At 42.1% G+C, this 22,154-nt stretch carries 20 protein-coding genes; 9 read left to right on the forward strand and 11 right to left on the reverse strand.

Going from position 1 to position 22,154, the window contains the following annotated elements; translation table 11 throughout:
- Positions 1–32: 32 nt before the first annotated feature.
- The gene (locus ID47_RS03325) at positions 33–1,226 is read left to right on the forward strand and encodes a PstS family phosphate ABC transporter substrate-binding protein (RefSeq protein ID WP_038463832.1); all 1,194 of its coding nucleotides are present in this window, start codon (positions 33–35) and stop codon (positions 1,224–1,226) included.
- A gap of 184 nt (positions 1,227–1,410) precedes the next feature.
- On the opposite strand, the gene ID47_RS03330 is transcribed toward ID47_RS03325, so the two are convergent.
- Together ID47_RS03330 and ID47_RS03335 are read right to left on the reverse strand one after the other, a co-directional pair.
- Positions 1,411–2,022 carry a shikimate kinase gene (locus ID47_RS03330; RefSeq protein WP_038463835.1) on the reverse strand — a complete coding sequence of 204 codons (612 nt, stop codon included), beginning with the start codon at positions 2,020–2,022 and terminating at the stop codon, positions 1,411–1,413.
- Between the two features lie 46 nt (positions 2,023–2,068).
- Entirely contained in the window at positions 2,069–3,415 is a 1,347-nt protein-coding gene (locus ID47_RS03335) for an MFS transporter (RefSeq protein ID WP_051908518.1), read from the reverse strand.
- A gap of 287 nt (positions 3,416–3,702) precedes the next feature.
- On the opposite strand from ID47_RS03335, the gene ID47_RS03340 reads away from it, so the two are divergent.
- The 4 genes from ID47_RS03340 (at position 3,703) to ID47_RS03355 (ending at position 6,835) form a co-directional block, all read left to right on the forward strand.
- Complete coding sequence (locus ID47_RS03340; protein WP_038463837.1) at positions 3,703–4,665, forward strand: hypothetical protein; 963 nt, start codon at positions 3,703–3,705, stop codon at positions 4,663–4,665.
- A gap of 202 nt (positions 4,666–4,867) precedes the next feature.
- Complete coding sequence (gene rplM / locus ID47_RS03345) at positions 4,868–5,332, forward strand: 50S ribosomal protein L13 (RefSeq protein ID WP_038463840.1); 465 nt, start codon at positions 4,868–4,870, stop codon at positions 5,330–5,332.
- Positions 5,333–5,421: 89 nt separating this feature from the next.
- Positions 5,422–5,832: a 30S ribosomal protein S9 gene (gene rpsI / locus ID47_RS03350; protein WP_232223307.1), complete on the forward strand. Its 411-nt coding sequence runs from the start codon at positions 5,422–5,424 to the stop codon at positions 5,830–5,832.
- Between the two features lie 514 nt (positions 5,833–6,346).
- A complete protein-coding gene (locus ID47_RS03355) occupies positions 6,347–6,835 on the forward strand; it encodes a hypothetical protein (protein WP_038463846.1) in 489 nt (162 codons plus the stop codon).
- Positions 6,836–6,880: 45 nt separating this feature from the next.
- Here the strand turns inward: ID47_RS03355 and ID47_RS03360 are convergent, their stop codons facing one another.
- Positions 6,881–7,561: a hypothetical protein gene (locus tag ID47_RS03360; RefSeq protein ID WP_038463849.1), complete on the reverse strand. Its 681-nt coding sequence runs from the start codon at positions 7,559–7,561 to the stop codon at positions 6,881–6,883.
- Between the two features lie 217 nt (positions 7,562–7,778).
- Between ID47_RS03360 and ID47_RS12800 the strand changes: the two genes are divergently transcribed.
- Positions 7,779–7,946, forward strand: coding sequence for a hypothetical protein (locus ID47_RS12800; protein WP_156956630.1), 168 nt, complete (start codon positions 7,779–7,781; stop codon positions 7,944–7,946).
- Between the two features lie 67 nt (positions 7,947–8,013).
- On the opposite strand, the gene ID47_RS03365 is transcribed toward ID47_RS12800, so the two are convergent.
- From ID47_RS03365 to ID47_RS03395, 7 genes are all read right to left on the reverse strand, one after another.
- Positions 8,014–8,913 carry a RodZ family helix-turn-helix domain-containing protein gene (locus ID47_RS03365; protein ID WP_038463852.1) on the reverse strand — a complete coding sequence of 300 codons (900 nt, stop codon included), beginning with the start codon at positions 8,911–8,913 and terminating at the stop codon, positions 8,014–8,016.
- Positions 8,914–9,059: 146 nt separating this feature from the next.
- On the reverse strand, positions 9,060–9,953 hold the full coding sequence (locus ID47_RS03370; RefSeq protein ID WP_038463855.1) for a hypothetical protein: 894 nt from the start codon (positions 9,951–9,953) through the stop codon (positions 9,060–9,062).
- A 15-nt stretch (positions 9,954–9,968) separates the two neighbouring features.
- Complete coding sequence (locus tag ID47_RS03375; RefSeq protein WP_038463858.1) at positions 9,969–11,045, reverse strand: hypothetical protein; 1,077 nt, start codon at positions 11,043–11,045, stop codon at positions 9,969–9,971.
- A gap of 61 nt (positions 11,046–11,106) precedes the next feature.
- Entirely contained in the window at positions 11,107–11,394 is a 288-nt protein-coding gene (locus ID47_RS03380) for a hypothetical protein (RefSeq protein ID WP_038463861.1), read from the reverse strand.
- A 505-nt stretch (positions 11,395–11,899) separates the two neighbouring features.
- Positions 11,900–12,337, reverse strand: coding sequence for a phasin family protein (locus ID47_RS03385; protein ID WP_038463863.1), 438 nt, complete (start codon positions 12,335–12,337; stop codon positions 11,900–11,902).
- An 87-nt stretch (positions 12,338–12,424) separates the two neighbouring features.
- Positions 12,425–13,744, reverse strand: a complete 1,320-nt coding sequence (locus tag ID47_RS03390; protein ID WP_038463866.1) for an ATP-binding protein — start codon at positions 13,742–13,744, stop codon at positions 12,425–12,427.
- The gene (locus ID47_RS03395) at positions 13,729–14,424 is read right to left on the reverse strand and encodes a response regulator (protein WP_038463868.1); all 696 of its coding nucleotides are present in this window, start codon (positions 14,422–14,424) and stop codon (positions 13,729–13,731) included. Before ID47_RS03395 ends, ID47_RS03390 begins: the two co-directional genes overlap by 16 nt.
- Positions 14,425–14,512: 88 nt before the next feature.
- Between ID47_RS03395 and lpdA the strand changes: the two genes are divergently transcribed.
- Positions 14,513–15,907 (forward strand): dihydrolipoyl dehydrogenase, encoded by a 1,395-nt coding sequence (gene lpdA / locus ID47_RS03400; protein WP_038463871.1) that lies wholly within the window; start codon positions 14,513–14,515, stop codon positions 15,905–15,907.
- Positions 15,908–15,932: 25 nt separating this feature from the next.
- The gene (lipA, locus tag ID47_RS03405) at positions 15,933–16,844 is read left to right on the forward strand and encodes a lipoyl synthase (RefSeq protein WP_038463874.1); all 912 of its coding nucleotides are present in this window, start codon (positions 15,933–15,935) and stop codon (positions 16,842–16,844) included.
- A gap of 795 nt (positions 16,845–17,639) precedes the next feature.
- Here lipA and ID47_RS03420 read toward each other — a convergent pair.
- Entirely contained in the window at positions 17,640–21,188 is a 3,549-nt protein-coding gene (locus tag ID47_RS03420) for a vitamin B12-dependent ribonucleotide reductase (protein WP_038463883.1), read from the reverse strand.
- 341 nt (positions 21,189–21,529) lie between these two features.
- Between ID47_RS03420 and greA the strand changes: the two genes are divergently transcribed.
- Positions 21,530–22,006 carry a transcription elongation factor GreA gene (greA, locus tag ID47_RS03425; RefSeq protein WP_075261556.1) on the forward strand — a complete coding sequence of 159 codons (477 nt, stop codon included), beginning with the start codon at positions 21,530–21,532 and terminating at the stop codon, positions 22,004–22,006.
- Positions 22,007–22,154: the final 148 nt, after the last annotated feature.

A 22,154-nucleotide genomic window follows, 5' to 3' on the forward strand; every position in this document is an offset into this window, starting at 1 on the left:
TTATTTAAGGCCATCAATAAAAGCTTTAGATAATGCGCTTTTTGAAAGATTATTTTTATATCATTACTCTCCTTTCTATTACAAATGAAACTGCCGCTGCGAAAATCCAGCCAAAGATAGCGACTCATCCTATTGCCAACACAATCCTAACACAATTCTCAGATGCTTATGGACGCAAATCTAAGAAGTATATTGCCCCTCTGATTATTAAATCAGTTGGCCCACACGCTCTTACATCCTTTTGTTCTAAAAAAATTAATGCCCTCGATGTTTATGTGACGTCCAAAAAGTTGACTCCTGAAGACTTAGTCTCTTGCAGCAACGAAGGGATTAACGATTTTATTGAATTAAGAATGGGGTTTGGAGCCATTATTGCCCTCGCCTCCCCTGAGCTTAATCTTAAAAATATTTCCCAGCAAGACCTCTATAAAATAGTCGCAAAATTTGATTATAAGAATGACATCACGATCCCCAATGCGACTCAGATTTGGCACGATGTATCCAAGAACGGAGATCTATTAACATCAGCTCCTATCCTTGTTTTTGTTCCCCGCAAAGCATCAAGTTTAAGAGATATTTTTGAAGATCGAATTCTTGCTTCCGGCTGTCAAACGCGGCCCGGAATTACAAAGATAAGATCAGAAAAACCCAAATTATACAAGGAGCTGTGTCTGGATAATCGATCTGATAATGTATTGACTGAAGTCAATTTGTCGGATAAAGATTCCACTCCCTTAGCCCTATTGGCTAGAAAAAAAGGAATTATAACGTTTGCTCCTCCCTCAGCCCTCCTCCAGACTGAATTAGCAAAAAATCTGGTCGCTATTAATGGCTTTAAACCTACAATCGATATGATTAAAAGTGAAAAATATCCCCTTTCAGCACCCATTTATTTATATGTTAAAGTTTCATCCCTTAAGGCTAGCCCTGGCTTGCGAAGTTTTTTAAAATACATTTATTCAATGCAAAATAAAGATCATTCAGCGCTGGATTCAAGTGGGTATATGCCCCCATCGCCTGAAGAAATGGCCGAGCAATTTCATCTGATCATGCAGGGAAAAGCTAATTACCGTTTAGACGAGCCAAAGCCAGCTGAAAATACCACTTTATCTCCTACAGCTTTGGAACCAAATTGGCCGGATACATCTCACGCTATGACCTTGAATAATGTCCATCAGAGCGTCGGTCCATCTGAACCACTCTCCTCTATTACTGAGCAGCCCTAAATCGACATCCCCCTCTAATTGATGAGTTATTTAGTGAAGTTGGGTTATAGAGGCTCTTATACCTTTATCTCCCTCCTTATTAGCCTCTCATAGTTTTATATCAATCTCATATAAACAAAAGGACTGCTCTTGCAGTCCTTAATGATCAATAAAGAAGACCCCGACAAACTGCCGGAGTTAACTTTTAAATAGATTTTAAGACATAGTCTTTTGGAAAACGATCCCTAATATACTCAGCAAGAGACACAATAACACGATCAACCGTTGTATTAGTCGGCTCATCAAAGGTATCAACAATAACATCGGCTGCTTCATAAACGGGGTAACGTTCATTAATTAACTGACTCAAAACGTCATGATGCGCTCCTGCATCCTCGAGCAAAGGGCGATCGGTGCGTCGAGACACCCGGGCCACAAGGGTATCAATATCAGCCTTCAACCAAACTGAAATGGCCTTTTGTTTAATAATATTCCGAGTCTTCTCTTCCATAAAAGATCCGCCACCCGTAGCCAAGACATGGGTTTGCTGATCCAGCAGACGATTGATCACACGGAATTCGCCCACGCGGAAAGCCTCTTCTCCGTAAACGTTGAAGATCTCCTTAATTGGACAACCAGCAGCGACTTCGACTTCGTGGTCTGAGTCAAAAAAATCAATCTCAAGACGCTTTGCTAAACGCCGACCGATACTTGTTTTACCGGCCCCCATTAGACCTACAAGAACAATTGTCTTAGGCGCGCGAAAGCTGAGTTGAGATGGATTTACGAGATTAAATGCATGTGCTTCTTGTTTCATAATACGCTTATCTTAGTGAAAAATTAAAACTCCAACAACACAAAAACTAAATTTTTGCTTTTTCTAATACAGCTGCTCTGGCCGACCAAGTCATGGCAAAACAGATACAGGATAAAATAGCAGCTCCAATAAAGAAGATAAAACCAGCATTCCAGCCATAGTTATCAGCTAGCCAACCAACAATAATCCCACTTAAGGCGCTCCCAATATAGGCAAATGTGCCTGTTACACCGACGGCCATGCCGACAGTTTTCTTTGATGCAAAATCCGCTGCGGCCACACCCACAAGAACCTGAGGCCCGTAGACAAAGAAACCAACAAAAATCATAGCGATAGCATTCATATAATGATGCCCCGCTGGAATGGTCCAAAAATAAATTAAGGCAAATACCAAGGCAACCATAAAGAAAAAGCTCACAGGGCCCCGGCGCCCTTTAAAGACCTTATCTGACAGCCACCCTGCTGTAATTCCACCAATCATACCAGCAATATCAAAGGCTGCAACCTGTAACCCTGAGGTAACAAATTCGGCGCCCTTACTTTCCTTAAGAAATGTCGGAGCCCAGGTTAGAACGCCCATTCGAACAATATATAAAAACATATTCCCCAAACACACATACCACAGATTTCTACTCTGAACTAAAGTGCGAATGACGGCAAGAAAACTTACATCACTATCATCATTATCATTTTCTTCTTCCCGCGAAATCAACTTACGATGCACCTCAATTGATTCTAACCCTAATGATTGGGGTGTATCGCGTAAACGCTCATACAAAAAGCATCCTATCATTAAGGAAAAAAATGCCGGCAGGATAAATAAGCTTTGCCACCCATACAAGGGGATAATAAAACCAGAAAGAACGGCTATAATGGCTCCACCAACTTGATGAGACACATTGGCAATTCCCCAAACAGTTCCAAGTTCGGTGGGGGAAAACCATCGTGGCAATAACTTAGCAACAGGCGGCCACCCCATGGATTGAACCCACGCATTCAACGCCCACAAAACTGTGAAAAACCAATAGCCACTCCCAAAGCCCATTAACAAACAGGTCAAAGCCGATCCCAAGAGGCCTAAACTCATAAATTTACGAGCATTTGACCGATCGCTGATATAACCATTTAAAAATTTACCAATCCCATAGACAACCTGCCATACAGCGGCAATGTATCCGAGCTCAGTACGCGTATAACCATACTCATCCACAAGAACTGGTAAAGCAAAATTAAAATTCTGGCGCACGAGATAGAAAGCAGCATACCCAAATGTTAGGGAATACAAAATACGAATCTGCCAGTAACGATATAACTGATCATTTTTTGTTTTGTGTTCAATAACTTGAACCTCAGAATCAATAATCTGATCCGTCATGTGTGTCGTTTGGGTCATGCACCACCATTAAAGGTTAGTTAAACTTTGAGGATTGATTCACATCAATCCACTGAAACATTTTTGATTAATACCAAATTAAAGTTAATATGAGCAAGAAAATTTAATATTACAAACTTTTTCTCGTTGATCAGCAGATTCTCTCTAAAAACAAAATCTTACAAACCTCTTGTCGCTTAAGATTTAGGCTATTCAAGCCACTAAAGCAAAAAAATAAAACAAATATTTTAAAATTAGTTTTAAATGATACAATTTTAATAGATTTAATTTAAATAGTAAGGGGTCCCATGAAATTTTCAGAAAAAAGAAACAGCTTAATACTGTCTTTAAGCTTGGCATGCATTCCATCTCCCTCAGTCGCAATGGATGTTGTTCCGCCATTTGAGGAGATTAAAACCGTCCTTTCACGCGCCCACGATTACCATCAGCAAACTCATAAAAATCAGCAATTTGGGTACGTTAAGTTTGATATTCAACTTGACGAGAAGAACTCCATTACCCCATGGGTTATTTTACCGGAGGACTGGATTCCAGCTTTCAATGGACATCTTCATGCCTATTATCCTGAAATAAATTCCGAAGTATCTATTAAACCAAAGCAAGCGACGGACGCCACACCCTCTATGAGTTTGCCCGATCAATTTTTCCAGCGCCCCCTTATTCTGGCATTCGAAAATGAATTGGATTTATGTAAGCAACTGCAACATATTAGCGAGGGGTTAACTCATCCAGGGTTAATTGTCCCGGTTGTCGTTATCTCCCAAAGCCAAGAGTCTCAATTTATTGCTTGGATAGAAAAAAATCACCCCGATTTACTTCATTCAAAGTTAAAATCATCAAACCCAACTAGCCAACCACCAACCCTCACTTTTAGGAAGGAACAGCGGAATAGAGCAACCCAAAAATTACTATGGAAAATTCTAGGAGGAGCACGTAAAAGTGCCCGTGTAACCACCAAAGTAGCATTAGGAACAGTATCGGTAGCAGTTGGAGGCACGGCAGGCCTTGTGGTGGGAACCGCTGGTGCATCAGCCGGTGGTGTTATTTATAGTTTTATGAACCAAATGAGAGGGGCCTTTGGTGGAGGCAGGTCAAATAGCTCAGGTGTCCAAGATTTTCTGATAGGAACAGCGTTATCTCCCTTTGTGGGAGCGGGACTGGGAGGATACGCTGGTCTCAATTTGACAAACACAATCGTTGATAGTGTCGATGAGGTACTCTATGGAAAACAGTCATCGAGTAGTCATTAAAATTAGGCGGCTCTTACTCCCTAATAAAAAAGGACAAAAGGAGGGTTGGAAAAGCCTCCTTTCCTTTAATTTCACCCTCCTAAATTTACTAACCCCTCAGGATATGGCTTTATAATACCATATCGTTTTTCTTGACGCCCTTGGTGAATTATGTTTTATTGAATACAGTTTATTATTTTAAGTTAGTACAAGGGTTAATGTCATGCGTACATTGTCAATTAAACCCAGCGAAGTCAAAAAGAAATGGATTCTGATTGACGCACAAGATTTGATTCTTGGTCGTCTTGCTTCTCTGGTTGCTAACCGCCTTCGCGGCAAGCACAAAACATCTTATACGCCTCACGTTGATTGTGGTGATAACGTCATCATTATTAATGCTGAGAAAGTTCACTTAACAGGTGACAAGCTTGACCAAAAGAAATTCTTTTGGCACACAGGCTATGCTGGTGGTATCAAAGAACGCACAATTAAGCAAATTATCAATGGTAAGCACCCAGAGCGCGTCATTCAAAAAGCTGTTGAGCGTATGGTTCCTCGCGGTCCATTGGGTCGTCAAATCATGGGCAACTTGCGCGTTTATGCAGGCTCTGAACACCCACACGCAGCCCAAAACCCAGAAGTTTTGGACGTTGCATCTATGAACCGTAAGAACTCAAGGAGCATCTAATCGTGGCACGCACAACTGATAAAGTTGGTCTTGAAGACCTAAAGTCTGCTGTTTCCCAGTCTCCTGCAACAGCAACTCAAGAAAAAGTTTTGCCAACTCAAAAGATTGACTCAAAAGGTCGTTCCTATGCAACTGGTAAGCGTAAAAATGCAATTGCTCGTGTTTGGATTAAAGCGGGTACAGGTAAAGTTATTGTCAATGGCCGTGAAAGCAATGATTACTTTGCTCGTCCCGTTCTACGCATGATCATTCAACAACCCTTTGGTGCGGCAAACCGCAGTGGACAATACGATGTCTGGTGCACCATTAAAGGTGGTGGGTTATCTGGTCAAGCCGGTGCTTTGCGCCATGGAATCAGCCGCGCCTTAACATTCTTTGAACCAGAACTTCGCCCTGTCTTAAAGGCTGGTGGATTCTTGACTCGTGACAGCCGTGTTGTTGAACGTAAGAAGTACGGTCTTGCAAAAGCACGTCGTCGCTTCCAATTCTCTAAGCGTTAATATGGCTTCGCCGATTACACCTCCCCTCACCGGGAGGTGTTTTTTTATGCCAAACCACAACTAGCAAATGCAAATTGTAATCTCAAGCTTTAAAAAACCATCGCTAATTTTTTCTCTTTCTCTAAAGCATTCACAATCCCATCATTTAGCCACCATCAATCCTATTTTTTTCTTGATAGTTAGATTTTCACAGTAATTATGACTCATTCTTTAATAGAAAAGGACAGCAAGAATATTCCTTTAGAGAAGACATGCTTCTTTCACTATTTACTGCTCAGGAATTAGTGCCGTTGCTGAGTTAGCCAGATTTTGCGTATTGATAGCAGAAAATTTACCATACATTCTTAAAGATTAATGCAACCGATGGTTCATTTAATCCTTTTATCTGCGACTAAAAGACCAGCTCGCTTAAAGGTAAATTTTAACTTAAAAACATATCAAATGTTATAGACTAAAAAATAATTTTTAAATTACGATAGATATAAATAGCCAACTGAGAGAAACAGAGACACTTATGATTAAAATTTCTTCTATTTTAGCAATTATTACCTGCACCACCACTGCCAATCTAATAGCCCAGGAAAAAATAAACACACAGGACAATCAGGGGGCTCTCCTTTCTCTCCCCTCAAAAAACGAAACAGTATTAAAGCAAGAAACAGATGCTACCATTGACGTTGTTTCAGTATTGCCGGAGGAGGAGGAAGTTCTATTAAAAAGAATAGCATTGGCTCGAGAAGTAGAAGAGGCTCGATCACAACCATTTTCAGATGCAACCCGCCATCTCATGAGGCGTCTCAAAGCCCAGAATGACCATATATATTTCGCTCTATTATGGCACCAGTTTAAGAAATATATAAAAGCAGAGAAGAAACTCCCTTTAAAAAAGAGAAAATATACCTATTTTCCGAGAAATACCACCACCAATATGTCTTCCTCTGCTAAATTAAAAGCAAAGATACAGCGCATCCCCATTAAAGCAAAGAGATACATCACCCAATAAAAATGGGGCATTTTGCCCCATTTTTTTGATCACGCTGATCACTTACTAACCAAAAACAAAAGACGCTTTCAGCATAATACGATGTTCAACGGGATCGGTTTCAGTTTGGAAATTGGACATATTAAGGACCTTTTTCTTTCCATACATTCCCGCAAACTGGTATTCTCCGCCGACCATGATCATGCGGGAAACTTTATAAGCAAGTCCCCCCCCGATCACAGGTGCTGTAAAGGCAATATTCTTTTTAATAGTTTTTCCTGCCTGTTGGCCAACTGTGTTCGTTGTTCTAAATTTATACTCATGTTGATAGGTTGCGCGCTCGTAAGCTACACGACCATAGATCATGGTTTTAATGTTAAGCATTTTACCAACAATCAAAGCCGCGCCAACCGAATTTGACCTTTGGATTTTAGCATCACCTTGAACGGGAAAGTTATCAGCCCCAAACTTAATACTCGGGTTCATACTGGACATGTTACCATAGATTTCCCCACCGACAATGGTCTTAGAGGTGCCAATTTCGTACAAATAACCAGCATGGGCCCCATAAACTGCACCATAGGCTGTTTGGGTCGCCTTTCCCTTGCCTTGCAAATCTGCATATTTATGCTGAGTTGAAGCATATCCAAGCCCTAAGTCTGCCCCCACATACGCCCCGCCAAACGTATGACCTGTATTGATAAAGGCCACAGATAGACCTAAAGTTGTTAATAAATAACGCATCATCCCATATCCCCCATTATTTAAAAAATTTTAATCTTATTTTAAGGATTAAACTGCAGCCCCTCTATAGTCAACAAAAAAGCTAAAAATAAGAAATAAAGAATTTCTCCAATTTTCAAAATAACTGGGAATAAATAATAAAATACTCTTACTGTCGGCTATTGCCGCCATCTCCCTCGCATTAAGCTACGCGAGGTGAGCAATTTTCCAGTGTATTAATATGGATAATCATTTTGAATCATCGTTCGTTGAGACACCAAAACAAGTTGCCGTTATTGATTCAGGTTATGCTTGTGATAATGACGAGCTCCATGACTATAAAGCATCGAGCCAGGATAGCCCCTGGGCAGAAATTACGCACAGCGACCACAGCTGTAAGTTGCCTTAAGTCACGATTTTGGCGCTAACTAAAAAGGGGGCTATATTGCCCCCTCTTTTTTAAAATTTTGAATTTTTTACTGAAGCGGCTTAAGGCCAACTTCTTTATGAGCCTCTTCCAAAGTCTTTTCTAACAGATCATAAGCCTCGCTAATCTGAGCGCGTGGATCTTCAGCTGTCCGTTCGATGTCTGAAACCTGTTGTGCCTTCTCGCCATCTACATACTGTAAAATAACCGAGACAGACTCTAATTCAGCTTTGGCAGTTTCAATTTGAGATTTGCGGTCCTTTAGAGTTTTCAGCAATAATTTATGAGCATATTCCAACATGGTGCGCGGATCTTTTTCATCCTCAACTTTCTTTTCAAAATCAGCCGCGGCTTCTCCATCAATATTTTTTAGAACTTGATAGATTGCAAATAATTCCTCAACTGCATCCAACATATCTTGGGATTCAATAGATGTTTTGCTCCATTTAGCTAAAACTGCACTTTTATCCTTTTTAGCATGATATTCTTTTTTAAGTTTTTTAGCTTCCTGTGGATGGGTCGTCGCCATATTATTATACATTTTATCAAAGCGTTCATCCAGGGTGGCTGGTTCAGTCAGTGTCGCTGGGTCAGTCGCATCAGTAGTTTCAGCAGCAGGAACATCAGCTCCACCGTTAGAAGCACTAGCACTCTCCTCAGTCGCAACAGCCTCTGTCGTCCCCTCAGTATCTTTAACACCGGCATCTGCATCAGTATTATCCCCTTCTGGAACAGGATTGGATGAGCTTGCATCAGCCGTATCTGTAACGCCGGCATCCGTACCAACATCATCCCCTCCCGGCACAGGATTAGGTTTGTTTGCATCAGCCGGAGCTGGAGCATCTAACTCTACAGGAGCAGCCGCATCGTCTACAGCTATGGCAGGTGAGATGGATCCACAGGCAACAGTTAACATTAAAGCTGCCAGATTTAAGTTTCTATAAGTCATTATAAGCCCCTTCCTTGTATGCTCATCTTTATACCTTAATTACCTATAAGCTATCTTAAAAAATTTAAGTAATCGTTAAAGTCTGAGAAAAATACAAGCAAGCTCTTTTATCATTTCATGCTTTCTTAATTAGTAATCTGGCGCCTTTAATTTCCTTTTTTATCCTCAGGAAGTAAAGAGGATCCATTTAAGGATGATAAAGGTTGAGTCAATACCGTAGCCGTCTTGCGCTGACGAAGAAAGGTTGAGACTTGATCTGCATTAGATTCAAAGTTTAGAAGATCTCCCGCTTCTTGTGCTTGTAATAAAGGTTGATTTTCCCCCTCCAATGCCTTTTGGTGATGAGATTGTGAGTAATCTTGTGGTGCCCCGTAATCTTTTGATCGAATTCTTCTTTTCTTAGAGTCTTTTTCAGAAGCATCTACTGTTTCCTTGATCTCAAGAGGTAGGGCGGTTTCAGAAGAACTGCTACCTTTTCGGAAGAAATTAAAAGACCACCATGCCCTCTCTGACTTCTTTCGGGCATGCTCTAGCTGTTCAATATCTGTCTTGTTTTTATTCCACGTGGCCTCATATTTGGACTTTAATTGCCTTAAATGGGAGTGGGAAATACCTTCTTTCTTACAAGCTTTTCGGAATTTATTCACAATTTTTTGCCTTGTTTCAAGTCTAATACCCTCAAAATAGTGTCCTTGTAATCCACACCCTAAGTGATGAATCAGATTGATGCTTTCAGGGTATCCTAGGTAAAGTGAAACACCCACAAACCCTAATGCTTCTTCCCCCTTATTCGCATAAAGGTATTTCTTAGCAAGTTGATAAGCATCTTCAGCAACTTTAATCTCAGAAGTATCTAGAGGTTTTTTATATTTGAAAAAGGTTTTAACTCCAAAGCTTTTATTTAATACTTCAGGTTCTTGTGCTAGGATTTGAGTGAGAGAAGGTAAATCCACTTCTAATTGTCGGTCGGTAGCTAAAGATAGCGCACTAATGTAAATAAGTGTTATAAAAGCTTTAATAGTATTTCTTGTTTTAATCATGACCGTTCTTCCTTCTTAGTATTTAAATTCTTGTTGTTCTTTCATTAAAATAACATTACTTAAGGTGTGTGTCAGTTGATAGTCACACGATAAAATAAGATTATGTAATTTTCTTATATAAGCTTTTGACTGATCTGATTTTAAATCTATACGGTTTTTCACTTTTTCAGCATTATACAACAGACCATAAAGGATAACAAGGCGAGCAGAATCTGTAATCTGAGCAAGCGTAAGGTCATCCTTAAGAAGAAAAATCTTTGTAGGGCTCCACTGAAAATTGCCCTCACGATCATAGAAACTTAGGCTTGACCAAAGATTACGAATCCAAGGTGTAGTAATTCCTCCCACCACCACAGATGTTATACTTGAGGCGGCTTGAGTCATGCCTAAAATAGCTGGTGCAACCATATGGTCGACACTCCAACTACTCAAACTGTTTCCAGCACTTGCCAATAAAACGTTTGCTGCAAAAGCGGTAATAGTCAAGGTGGATAGGTTTTTTACCCACCCTGAAGGCGTACTCCGTGAAGACTTAAGAAGAGCAGTTAATTCCTCTACCCAATGTTTATAGGTAGCTCGATAAACTTCCGTATCACCTGGCAGTAAATCGAGCATAGATTCTAAGGTATCTATATCTTCAATTTTTGTATGCCTTGGGTAATTTATACTTTTCACATAATCAATAATTACTTGGTGAAGTCCTACATCCATCTCCTCCCTCCTTTGTAGCTCCTCGGCATCCAGATCAAGTACATACCCTAGGTCTTGTTGGCGCATAAAATGTGTAGCCCGTAAGTAATGTTTTTTGCTCGCACTATTAAGCAATTTTGCTGCTTTTTTATATCTTTGCTGTATTGAAATATTTGATTCTTCTTCTGGAACTGTGGAATAAGCAAAAACTCCTTCAAAGTAATTAGAAAAAGGATTACTATACATTTTAGGAATACTAAAAATGCGGCCTGCCGTCCTATTAAAGATTTCCCAGTTTTCCATGGAATTTTGTGAAGATGCTGATGGATTAAAGCTATAATCAAGATTATCTTCTTCACCTATAGTTGTGCTGTTAATACCAATCCCATCTATCTCAACCACCTGATTGATAAAATTGGCATAAGGGTTTCCTTCTAATTGAGCCGAAAGAGGCTGCCAGGCTTTATAAAATTCTTGAGCGGGAACTTCGGAGATTTAAGGGCAAATGTTCTCCGGTCCAACTTGTAGAGACAAAAATATGGATGGTATTTAATTCCACTCCCTCAGCCTCTGATTCGCTGGTCTCTTCTTCCTGACTTTCGTCTGAACTTTCAGACGAGGATCCTACTTTTTTTGAATCCAGACCACGTTCTTCATCTTCAGAACTTGTCATTCGTTCTTCATCTTGCCAAATTGTAAGACGCTCTTTATCCTTTTTAAGGGTTTCGTTATCTACAGCTAAAACTGGCACTGCCCCTTAAAAAAGCAAGACCAGGTGACAATATAAGTTCATAAATAGAAGCCCTCTTTGAAATTAGGTGTTTTTATTTATATGAGCATTATTTTTCATTAATCAGTACCCGAAAAAATTTCCTGTGAATACATGATATTCCTGAAATAAATTACATGGTAATTGATTGGCGATTTCCTCTATTTCTCTTACAGGAAGAAAAGTCTCTATTTTCCTAGAGTACCGTTCATTCTTTTCTTACTATTTTTACACTTCCTAGTTTGATCTCGCTTTTACCTCTCAACTGTCAATATTTTTCATACTCTACATCGCTCGTGTTCTTCTCTCGAGAAGTTTACCTTTATTAGAGGAACGCTTTGAGGAAGAACCACCTCCAAAATTTTGCGAAAAAGCCCAAGGTTCCACATTTTACTGAGATTAATCATCTAAAGTTTAACAGATAAATCATAAACAAAACCCCGGCACACTGGCCGGGGTTTAAAGCTATATAACCTTATAAGACTGTTTAATGCTTGGTACGCATTTTATCACGCAGATCAATCATTTCACCCATACCTTCGCTGTAACGCTTGTGCATTAAGTCAAAAATTTCTTTTTGTGATTTGGCGATTGCACCAGCCACGTTACTGCTGTGTCCTACAACCTTTTCAACGTGTGACTTTACATGATCTGTGTGTTTTGCCACAGCCTCTTTTGAGACGGGTGGATGCGCCATTGCGTCCTTCATAATTGACGCCATATCATCAAATGTTTGCTTTACATATTGAGATTGCAACTGTGCAATTGATTTCATCACTTCAACCGCCATGCGATTTGCTTCTGTTAATGCTTCCATATTTTTGCGATGACTCATCATCATACTCTCCTTATCCATATTACCCATAACCTTAGAGGACATATCTTTCACCATGTCCTGCATATTTTGAAACGGATTTTGTGACATGCCACTCTCCCCCTTTTAAAATCTCTTACCAAAATTGTCTCAAGCACAATCAACAGCGTCAAGAATTTAATCAATACCCCGTATTTATTAACATGGTATTTTTATTATAACTCTCAAGCCCCCTTGCTCATTCTTATCCAATGTCATTGTTCCGCCATGGCCTCGAATAACATCTCGTGCAATACTCATTCCTAGGCCAACCCCCCCTGAATCCAGGTTGCGCGCCGGATCCAGACGATAAAAAGGACGAAATACATTTTCCCGCTCCTCTTCTGGAATCCCAGGACCATCATCATCAACCATAAGCGTCAAAAATTTATCTGATTGCTCGATTGTAATGATAGCGTTATTGCCGTATCGATTAGAGTTTAACAACAAATTAGTTAAGCAACGCTTAAAAAGTTCAATTTTAAGCGGGCATGTTATGGACGCATCGCCCACCACTGAGACAAACAAGGGTAAATGGCGGATTCCTGCAACTGCTTGATCGACCACATCCTTGACAACAACTGGAGTTATTTCCTCTTGCCCCACCCCTTTGGAAAAATCTAAGAAACCTTGAACCATGCGCCGCATTTCTTCTACATCTGATTGCAGATCAGTTACTTCGGAACTTTTTTTCATCATCGCTAGTTGTAATTTCATCCGTGCCAAGGGTGTCCTTAAGTCATGAGAAACTCCAGCTAACATTTCTGTTCGCTCTTGAATATGACGCTTGATTCGATCTCGCATAATCATAAAGGCAATTCCCGCCTGCCTAACCTCGGTGGCCCCTTCAGCGCGGAACGACACATCAAATCCCTTACCAAATTTTTCAGCCGCATTCGCCAGCCGCCGAATGGGCCGAATTTGGTTACGCATAAAGAGAGAAGCCACAATAAACAGCAACAAGGCAGACACAGCGGTCCAAACAATAACCAGATGGGTGGTACGGCTATACAATCGTTTACGGGGTGTCTCAATCGTAATGACGCCACGCTCATGGGGGATCTTCACATGAATAACATCCCCAAATATGCGCAAGAAATAAAGATGGTTCAGCCGAGCATTCAGCTGTTCTTCCATATACTGATAGAGCCATTTATCCTTATAGGCCCCGTACTTAACAACTTTCCCCTCAGGATCAATGGTTACTTTAAAGTCAAAGTTCTTTTGCGCGAGTGTCGCCAATTGCTGTTGATCCATTCCTTCATCAACCAAATCACAAACCATCTGCATATCCCCCACAATCCCTTTGGCCAGAGAATCAAGAATCGCATCCGTATGGCGTTCAAAAAACATATAGCTTAGAATAACTTGAACCACAATTAAGGGGGTCAGCAAAATAATAATAGAGCGTCCAAACAAACTTTTAGGCATGAATCGCTTTAAATAACGGAAAGGATGTAAGATCATGAATCTGGACATAGAGCATATCCTATATGGCGCACTGTTTGGATAAAGCGTGGCTGTTTGGAATCATCTCCAATCTTTTTACGCAACCGAGTGATTTGAACGTCCACCGCTCGGTCTGTAACGCGATGGCCGATTCTTTGAGCCAAGTCTTCGCGAGAAAAGGGCTGGCGCGGCGATTGCGCCATCGTGCGGAGCAAAATAATTTCAGTCGAGGATAGGAACACTTGCGTCTCTTTGTCCTGCAGAATACCATCTTCTATATGGAAAACTAAATCTCCAAACACTAAGTGAGGAATTATATCCTGCGTTTTTTTAGGGGCAACCCGCCTTAAAATTGCTCGCAGCCTTGACACTAATTCTGCCGGCTCAAAAGGCTTAGGTAAATAGTCATCACCCCCGCTATCAAATCCTTCAATCCGATCTTCAACCGAATCTCTGGCCGTTAGATAAAGAATAGGGATTTGATTCCCCCCTTCCCGCAATGATTTGGTAAAGTCTAAGCCTGTTTCGCCCGGCATCATAATATCAAGTACCATAACATCAAAGTGTTGGGCTGCTAGTTGAATCCTGGCTTCCGCTGCCATTGCTGCTGCTTGGACGCGAAATCCTGCATCTTTCAGAAATTTGGTTAAGAGTTCTCGTAATCTGCGATCGTCGTCGACAACCAAAACATGGCCATTTTGTTCAGTCATTTTTAATAGACCTCGATTTATGCTGGGGTTTGTCACACTTTTTATGATATATCATAGTTAAGTTTAAACCATTAAAGGCTCTAAGGAAATGCAAGATTTTGATGTTGTTGTTGTTGGTGCCGGTCCTGGCGGTTACGTAGCCGCTATCCGCGCAGCCCAATTAGGCATGAAAACAGCGATTGTTGAAAAAGAACACATGGGGGGCGTTTGCCTCAATTGGGGATGCATCCCAACCAAGGCCTTGCTTCGCACGGCAGAAGTGAAACACTTGATTGACCACGCCGAAGAATTTGGCCTTAAGGTTGCAAAACCAGAAATTATGCTCGACAAAGTTGTTGAACGCTCTCGCAAAATTGCTGGTCAATTGGCAGCTGGCATCAAACATTTGATGAAGAAAAATAAGATTACAGTCCTCGAAGGACACGGCAGCCTTAAAGGTAAAAGCATTTTGTCCGTTAAAGATAATACTGGCAAAACAGAAGACATCAAAGCAAAACATATTATTCTTGCGACCGGCGCGCGGGCTCGGACGTTACCCCATCTTGAGGTCGATGGGGATATTGTCTGGACAGCACGCCATGCTATGACGCCGAAAACGATGCCAAAATCCCTTGTCATTGTAGGCTCAGGCGCTATTGGAATTGAATTTGCTAGCTTTTATCGCACCCTCGGGGTAGAAGTTACTGTCATAGAAATGATTGATCGCATTTTGCCGCAAGAGGATCCTGAAATTTCCGCCCTCGCTTTAAAAAATTTTGAAAAGCAAGGTATCAAATTTGTTTTATCAGCGACGGTGGAAAAGTTAGAGAAAACTCAAAATAGCGCAAAAGTCTTTGTTAAGACAGCTAAGGGTCAAGAAATCTTCGAAGCCTCTAACGTGATTTTGGCGATTGGAATTATTGGCAACACTGAAAATTTAGGTTTGGAAAACACTAAAGCCAAAGTCGAAAAAAATCAAATTCAGACCAATGAATGGTGTCAAACCGCTGAATCTGGCCTTTACGCCATCGGTGATGTGGCGGGCGCCCCCTGGCTTGCCCATAAAGCTAGCCACGAAGCCATTATCTGTGTCGAGAAAATTGCAGGCCTTCCTGGCGTTCATCCTTTGAATAAATTGAATATTCCTGGCTGCACCTATAGTTTACCGCAGGTGGCGAGCATCGGCTTAACCGAAGAAAAAGCCAAAGCCGAAGGCCGCGCCATTAAAGTTGGTCGCTTCCCTTATATTGGCAATGGTAAAGCAATTGCCTTAGGCGATAGCGAGGGGTTGGTTAAAACTATTTTTGATGCCAAAACTGGCGAATTGCTGGGGGCCCATATGATTGGCGCTGAGGTAACAGAATTGATCCAAGGCTTTGGCATTGCCAAAACCCTTGAAACAACGGAAGCTGACTTGATGCACACCATTTTCCCACACCCAACCTTGTCGGAAATGATGCACGAATCAGTTCTAAATGCTTTTGGTCGTACCATTCATATCTAATCGACCCTATTAACAGGAGTATCCCATGACGGCAGCTACCCCTTCGACAATTCAACGCAAACCAGACTGGATCCGGGTTAAGGCGCCGATCTCGGCTGGTTACCACGAGACCGCCACCTTAATGCGAGATCTCAAGCTAAATACGGTTTGTGAAGAAGCTGCTTGTCCAAATATTGGCGAATGTTGGGAAAAGAAGCACGCTACCGTTATGATCCTCGGGGACACTTGTACACGGGGCTGCACTTTTTGTAATGTCAAAACAGGACGTCCAGATTTACTGGATCCCCATGAACCCGAGCGCGTGGCTGAGGCTGTTGCCAAAATGGGCTTAGCCCATGTTGTTATTACCTCTGTTGACCGAGATGATTTGGAAGATGGTGGCGCTGACCATTTTGCCAGGGTTATTCAACAAATTCGTCTCTTCTCGCCGGCGACAACCATTGAGATTCTCACGCCAGACTTTCAACGTAAAGATGGTGCGGTGGAAAAAATTGTTGCAGCTCGACCTGACGTCTATAACCACAATCTTGAAACTGTTCCGAGACTTTATTCCGAAGTTCGCCCCGGCGCCCGTTATTTTCATTCACTCCGCCTCCTAGAAAAGGTCAAGGAACTTGACCCGTCCCTCTTTACCAAATCAGGCCTCATGGTTGGGTTAGGAGAAACTAAACCTGAAATTTATCAAGTTATGGACGATCTGCGGGCTGCTGAGGTTGATTTTTTGACGATCGGCCAATACTTGCAGCCAACACCAAAACACCATCCTGTCATGGGATACATTACGCCCGATGAATTTGACTCTTACGCAACAATGGCCCGGGGCAAAGGATTCTTAATGGTATCGGCTTCGCCGCTCACCCGATCCTCCTACCATGCAGGGGATGACTTTGTGAAATTACGGGCAGCACGGGAAAAACTACTCTTAAAGAAGGGATAGCTTTACGCTCTGTTTCGTCGGAAATCCTTTCCCGCCCGCCCTTATTCCCCCTCTCCTTTCCCGGCCGAAGAGCCGGGAACTCGGGATGATAGGCGATATCCCGGGTAATATTGATTGTTGTAGGTCAAGCATGGGGGGAGAAAGAGTACCCCACATCCTTCACAAAACTTCCTCTTTCCGGGCAACCGAAGGGCGACCCGAAAACTATACCTTGAGTTTACGGACAGTGTGGTTTTACCACAGCTATATCTTTCTCGTATGAAGATCCAGGAATGGATTCCGGGTCAAGCCCGGAATCAGGAAGCTTTCATATAAATTTAAGTTTCCAGATTGCCTTTTGGTTGCCCGGAAAAAAAGTTGCTCTTTCCCGGCCGAAGAGCCAGAAAAGTAGAAGGGAAGAACAAGCTCGGCGGGGAAAAAGAACCCTCTTTCCGGGCAAGTGCAACGCGACCCGGAAACCATACCGGCGTCTGTTTGATGGTAAGGCTTAGGAAAGTATAGCTGTGATAAAGCTATACTGCCCCAAAAGAGAGGCATGGATTCCGGCTCAAGGCCGGAATGAGGGAGAATACGCCACTATATACTCTTCCGGGTCGCGCTTACGCTTGCCCGGAAAAAGAAGAGCATTATAAAAAGCGCCTTTTCCCGGCCGAAGAGCCGGGAACTCGAGATAACAGACTTGCCCCTTATGATATCAAGACCCCTGCTCAAGGCAGGGGATACACTTATAATTATTGACTTTTGTAATACGGAGATTCCGGGTCGCGCTTCGCTGGCCCGGAAAAAGGTTTTCCCTTAGGAACAACCACTGGTTGATCCACAGGTGTTGCACTTAAGGCATGTTCCATTTCGGACCATGGTAAAGTTGCCACAATCGCCACAGGCATCCCCTTCATATCCCTGAAGACGTGCTTGTTGAGATCGTTCGGCTCGAACAGCGCCCCCACTGACACGTCCTGTGGTGCCGGTTGCCCGCACTTCAGCGGTCGGCTTTAAAACGTACAAGTTACTAGCAGCAACTGTGTGAGTCTCAGAAACTTGCAAAGGTTGTTCGGGTACGAGATTCTGTTGGTATTCTTCCATTTCACCAATGGTATCCGGTAACAAATCCTCAGGCTTAACATGAGCAAGATCGTAACGACCCAAATAGCGAACCGCTAGTTCCCGGAAAATATAATCTAATAACGATGTCGCCATCTTAATTGCATCATTGCCCTCAACCAAACCAGAGGGTTCAAAACGGGTAAAGGTAAAGGCTTCAACGTATTCTTCTAGGGGAACACCATACTGCAATCCAATGGAAATAGACATCGCAAAACTGTGCATCAAAGACCGGAAGGCAGCTCCTTCCTTGTGCATATCAATAAAGATTTCACCTAAAGTACCATCTTCATAGTTTCCGGTACGCAAGTAAATCTTATGTCCGCCGACCGCTGCTTTTTGGGTATAACCATCGCGACGAGCTGGCAATTTACGACGTTGAGAAGCGTGAATCACCTTCTCAATAACCTTTTCGATAACTTTTTCAGCAACAAAGTGAGCCTTTGCTGTCGATGGTTTCGTTGTTAATGTTTCGACTTCTTCATCATCAATCAAAGCTGAATTCAACGGTTGAGAAAGCTTAGAGCCATCGCGATACAAGGCATTTGCCTTTAAGCATAACTTCCATGATTTCATGTAAGATTCTTTACAATCCTCAATGCTGGCTGAGTTCGGCATATTAATTGTCTTAGAAATTGCCCCTGAAATAAAGGGTTGCACAGCAGCCATCATTTCAATGTGACTGTCAATGGACAAGAAACGTTTACCGATTTTACCACAAGGGTTTGCACAATCAAAAACGGCTAGATGTTCTGCTTTCAGATGGGGGGCGCCCTCTAGGGTCATCGTTCCACAGCAATAAAGGTTTGCTTGTTCAACCTCAGACTTCGTAAACCCAAGCATCGCTAACATGTCAAAGGAAAAATCATTGAGCTGAGCCTCAGTAACGCCCAATGCTTGGCGACAGAATTCCTCGCCAAAGGTATATTTGTTAAAGGCAAACTTGATATCAAAAGCTGATTTGAGGGCTTCTTTCAATTTTACCAAAGCTTCATCTGTGAACCCTTTAGCCTTTAATGTATCAGCATTAATGCCGGGCGCTCCCTCTAGGGTACCATGTCCCACAGCGTATTGGGAAATCTCTGAAATTTGCTCGGGTGTATATCCTAGTGTGGCCAAAGCTCGGGGTACCATACGGTTAATGATTTTAAAGTACCCTCCGCCAGCAAGCTTTTTAAACTTGACCAAAGCAAAGTCTGGTTCAACCCCCGTGGTATCGCAGTCCATGACCAAACCAATTGTTCCAGTTGGCGCAATTACAGTTGTCTGAGCATTACGGTATCCGTACTTTTCACCCAGTGTTACAGCCCGATCCCACGCCTCTTTCGATGCCTTAATCATTTCTTGATACGGGCACTCTTTTGCTTTCAACGCAACAGGCAGAATTGTTAAGCCTTCATAGCCTTTTGTTTCACCATAGGCGGCTCGACGGTGGTTACGCATTACGCGCAGCATGTCTGTTTTGTTGGGCTCATAACCCGGGAATGCCCCTTGCTCTTTTGCCATTTGCGCCGATGTTGCATAAGACACACCCGTCATAATAGCAGCCAAAGCACCCGCAATTGCGCGCGCTTCTTTGCTATCATAGGGAACTCCTAGCGCCATTAACAAACCGCCCACATTGGCATATCCTAGCCCTAATGTTCGGAATATATAAGATCTTTCAGCAATTTCTTTAGATGGGAATTGAGCCATCATCACCGAAATTTCAAGAATAATTGTCCAAATTGTAATGGCGTGCTCATAACTTTCGATATTAAAAGTCTTATCAGGGCAAAATGTAATTAAGTTCAAGGAGGCCAAATTACATGCCGTATCATCTAAGAACATATATTCTGAGCATGGATTGGATCCATTGATACGACCGCTCGCTGGACAGGTGTGCCATTCATTAATTGTTGTATCAAATTGAACGCCAGGATCCGCAGAAGCCCATGCTGCATAACCAATTTTATCCCATAAGTCACGTGCTTTAACGGTTTTATGAACAGATCCATCCGTGCGCCGAATTAAATTCCAATCCTGATCCGTATCAACCAACGTCAAGAAATCATTGGTTAAGCGGACGGTGTTATTGGAATTTTGCCCAGACACTGTCAAATAGGCTTCTGAATCCCAATCGGTGTCATAAACGGCAAGGTCTAAGCTCGCATGGCCCATTTTCGCCATTTGAATAACACGGCGAATATAGTTGTCTGGTATCATCGCCGTACGAGCAGTCCGAATAGCAGCCTTTAACTCAGGGTTCGTATGGGAATCAAATCGATCGGCTTCGCTCACAGCATCTGTGTGGCAAGCTTCCATAATCATCCCTAGATGAAGCTTATTATTTTTAGAACCTGTTACCAAAGCAGCAACTTTTTGTTCTTCTACAACCTTCCAATTGATAAATTCCTCTACATCGGGGTGGTCAATATCGACGATCACCATTTTAGCCGCGCGCCGTGTTGTTCCCCCCGATTTAATGGCGCCGGCAGAACGATCACCAATACGCAAGAAGCTCATTAAACCAGATGAGCGGCCACCGCCAGACAACGGTTCGCCAGCACCCCGCAAATTGGAAAAGTTTGTTCCAGTGCCGGAACCATATTTAAACAGACGTGCTTCCCGCACCCAAAGGTCCATAATTCCATTTTCACCAACAAGATCATCGCCAATGCTTTGAATAAAACACGCATGTGGTTGCGGATGCTCATAGGCGTTAATGGATTTTGTGAGTTCGCCTGTTTTATGGTCGACATAGTAATGCCCTTGCGCTGGACCATTAATACCATAAGCCCAATGCAGTCCTGTATTAAACCATTGAGGAGAATTGGGCGCCACCATTTGTGTGCAGAGCATATAGCGGGTTTCATCATAAAAAGCACTAGCGTCTGCTTCTGAATCAAAGTATCCGCCCTTCCAGCCCCAATAGGTCCAAGCACCAGCTAACCGATCAAAAACTTGGGTAGAAGAATGTTCTGAGGTCATTTTAGCGCCTTTAGCCGCTTCATGACGCCATAACCATGCAGGAACATTTTCTTCCTCTACCGTTACTAATTTGTCAGGAACGCCCGCCTTACGAAAATATTTTTGTGCCAGCACATCACACGCCACTTGGGACCATGAAGACGGAACTTCAATATCCTCTTGACGATAAACAACAGAACCATCAGGATTACGGATCTCACTGCTTGTTGTTGAGAATTTCACATTCTCATAGGGACTTTTCCCAGCTGTTGTATACAGACGACGTACCTTCATCGACTTTACCCTCTCAATACTAAATATAGTTTTTAATTAATTCCTGACACCAGATCTTGTGTTATTATTTCACAACAAAATTCAAAAAAACAGTCTTGAAATTATTTTTTATCATGTATGAAAGATGGTTAACACTATAAAGAGTAGACAATGAGCCAAATATCATAGGTAAAAAAAAATTATAAATCTCAGTAGAAATTTACTTTTACATTCGATACAATCGGGTTCAAGTTTTTGTGCTGATCGCAAATTTTTCTGATTATCAGTAATTTGCATGATTGACAACACGCTCAAACAAACTATATGAACTAATATTCAAATTATCTGAGGTTAATTATATTATGGATAAGAAAATACCAATGACACCAAATGGCTATGATCGCCTGCAAGAGGAATTAAAAAACCTCAAGCATGTGGATCGCCAAGAGGTTATTCGCGCCATCGCCGAAGCTCGCGAGCACGGAGATTTATCAGAAAACGCCGAGTATCATGCCGCTAAAGAACGCCAAGGTTTTATTGAAGGCCGTATTCTTGAACTTGAAGATAAAATTAGCCGTGCTGAAATTATTGATGTTTCTAAGCTTTCCGGCAGCGATATTAAATTTGGTGCCACCGTTACTTTAATTGATGAAGATACCGAAGAAAATCATAAATACCAAATCGTTGGTGGCGATGAATCTGACATTCGCCAAGGACGAATTTCGATTACATCCCCCCTTGCCCGAGCATTGATCGGTAAGGCTGTTGATGATATGGTCGAGGTTACCACACCGGGGGGTAGCAAAGCGTATTCAGTGATAAAGGTTGAATATATTTAATTTTTTATCTCTTAACACAAACCCACCTTTAAGGTGGGTTTTTTATGAGCAATACGGGGGACGCTCTACCCTCTTATTTACTTTAACTAAGCTCTAAAACAGTCAAAGGTAAACTTTCTTTAAAAAATTCGCTTAAGTAAAAAAAATT

This window comes from Candidatus Paracaedibacter acanthamoebae (assembly GCF_000742835.1).
Taxonomy (GTDB): Bacteria; Pseudomonadota; Alphaproteobacteria; order Paracaedibacterales; family Paracaedibacteraceae; genus Paracaedibacter; species Paracaedibacter acanthamoebae.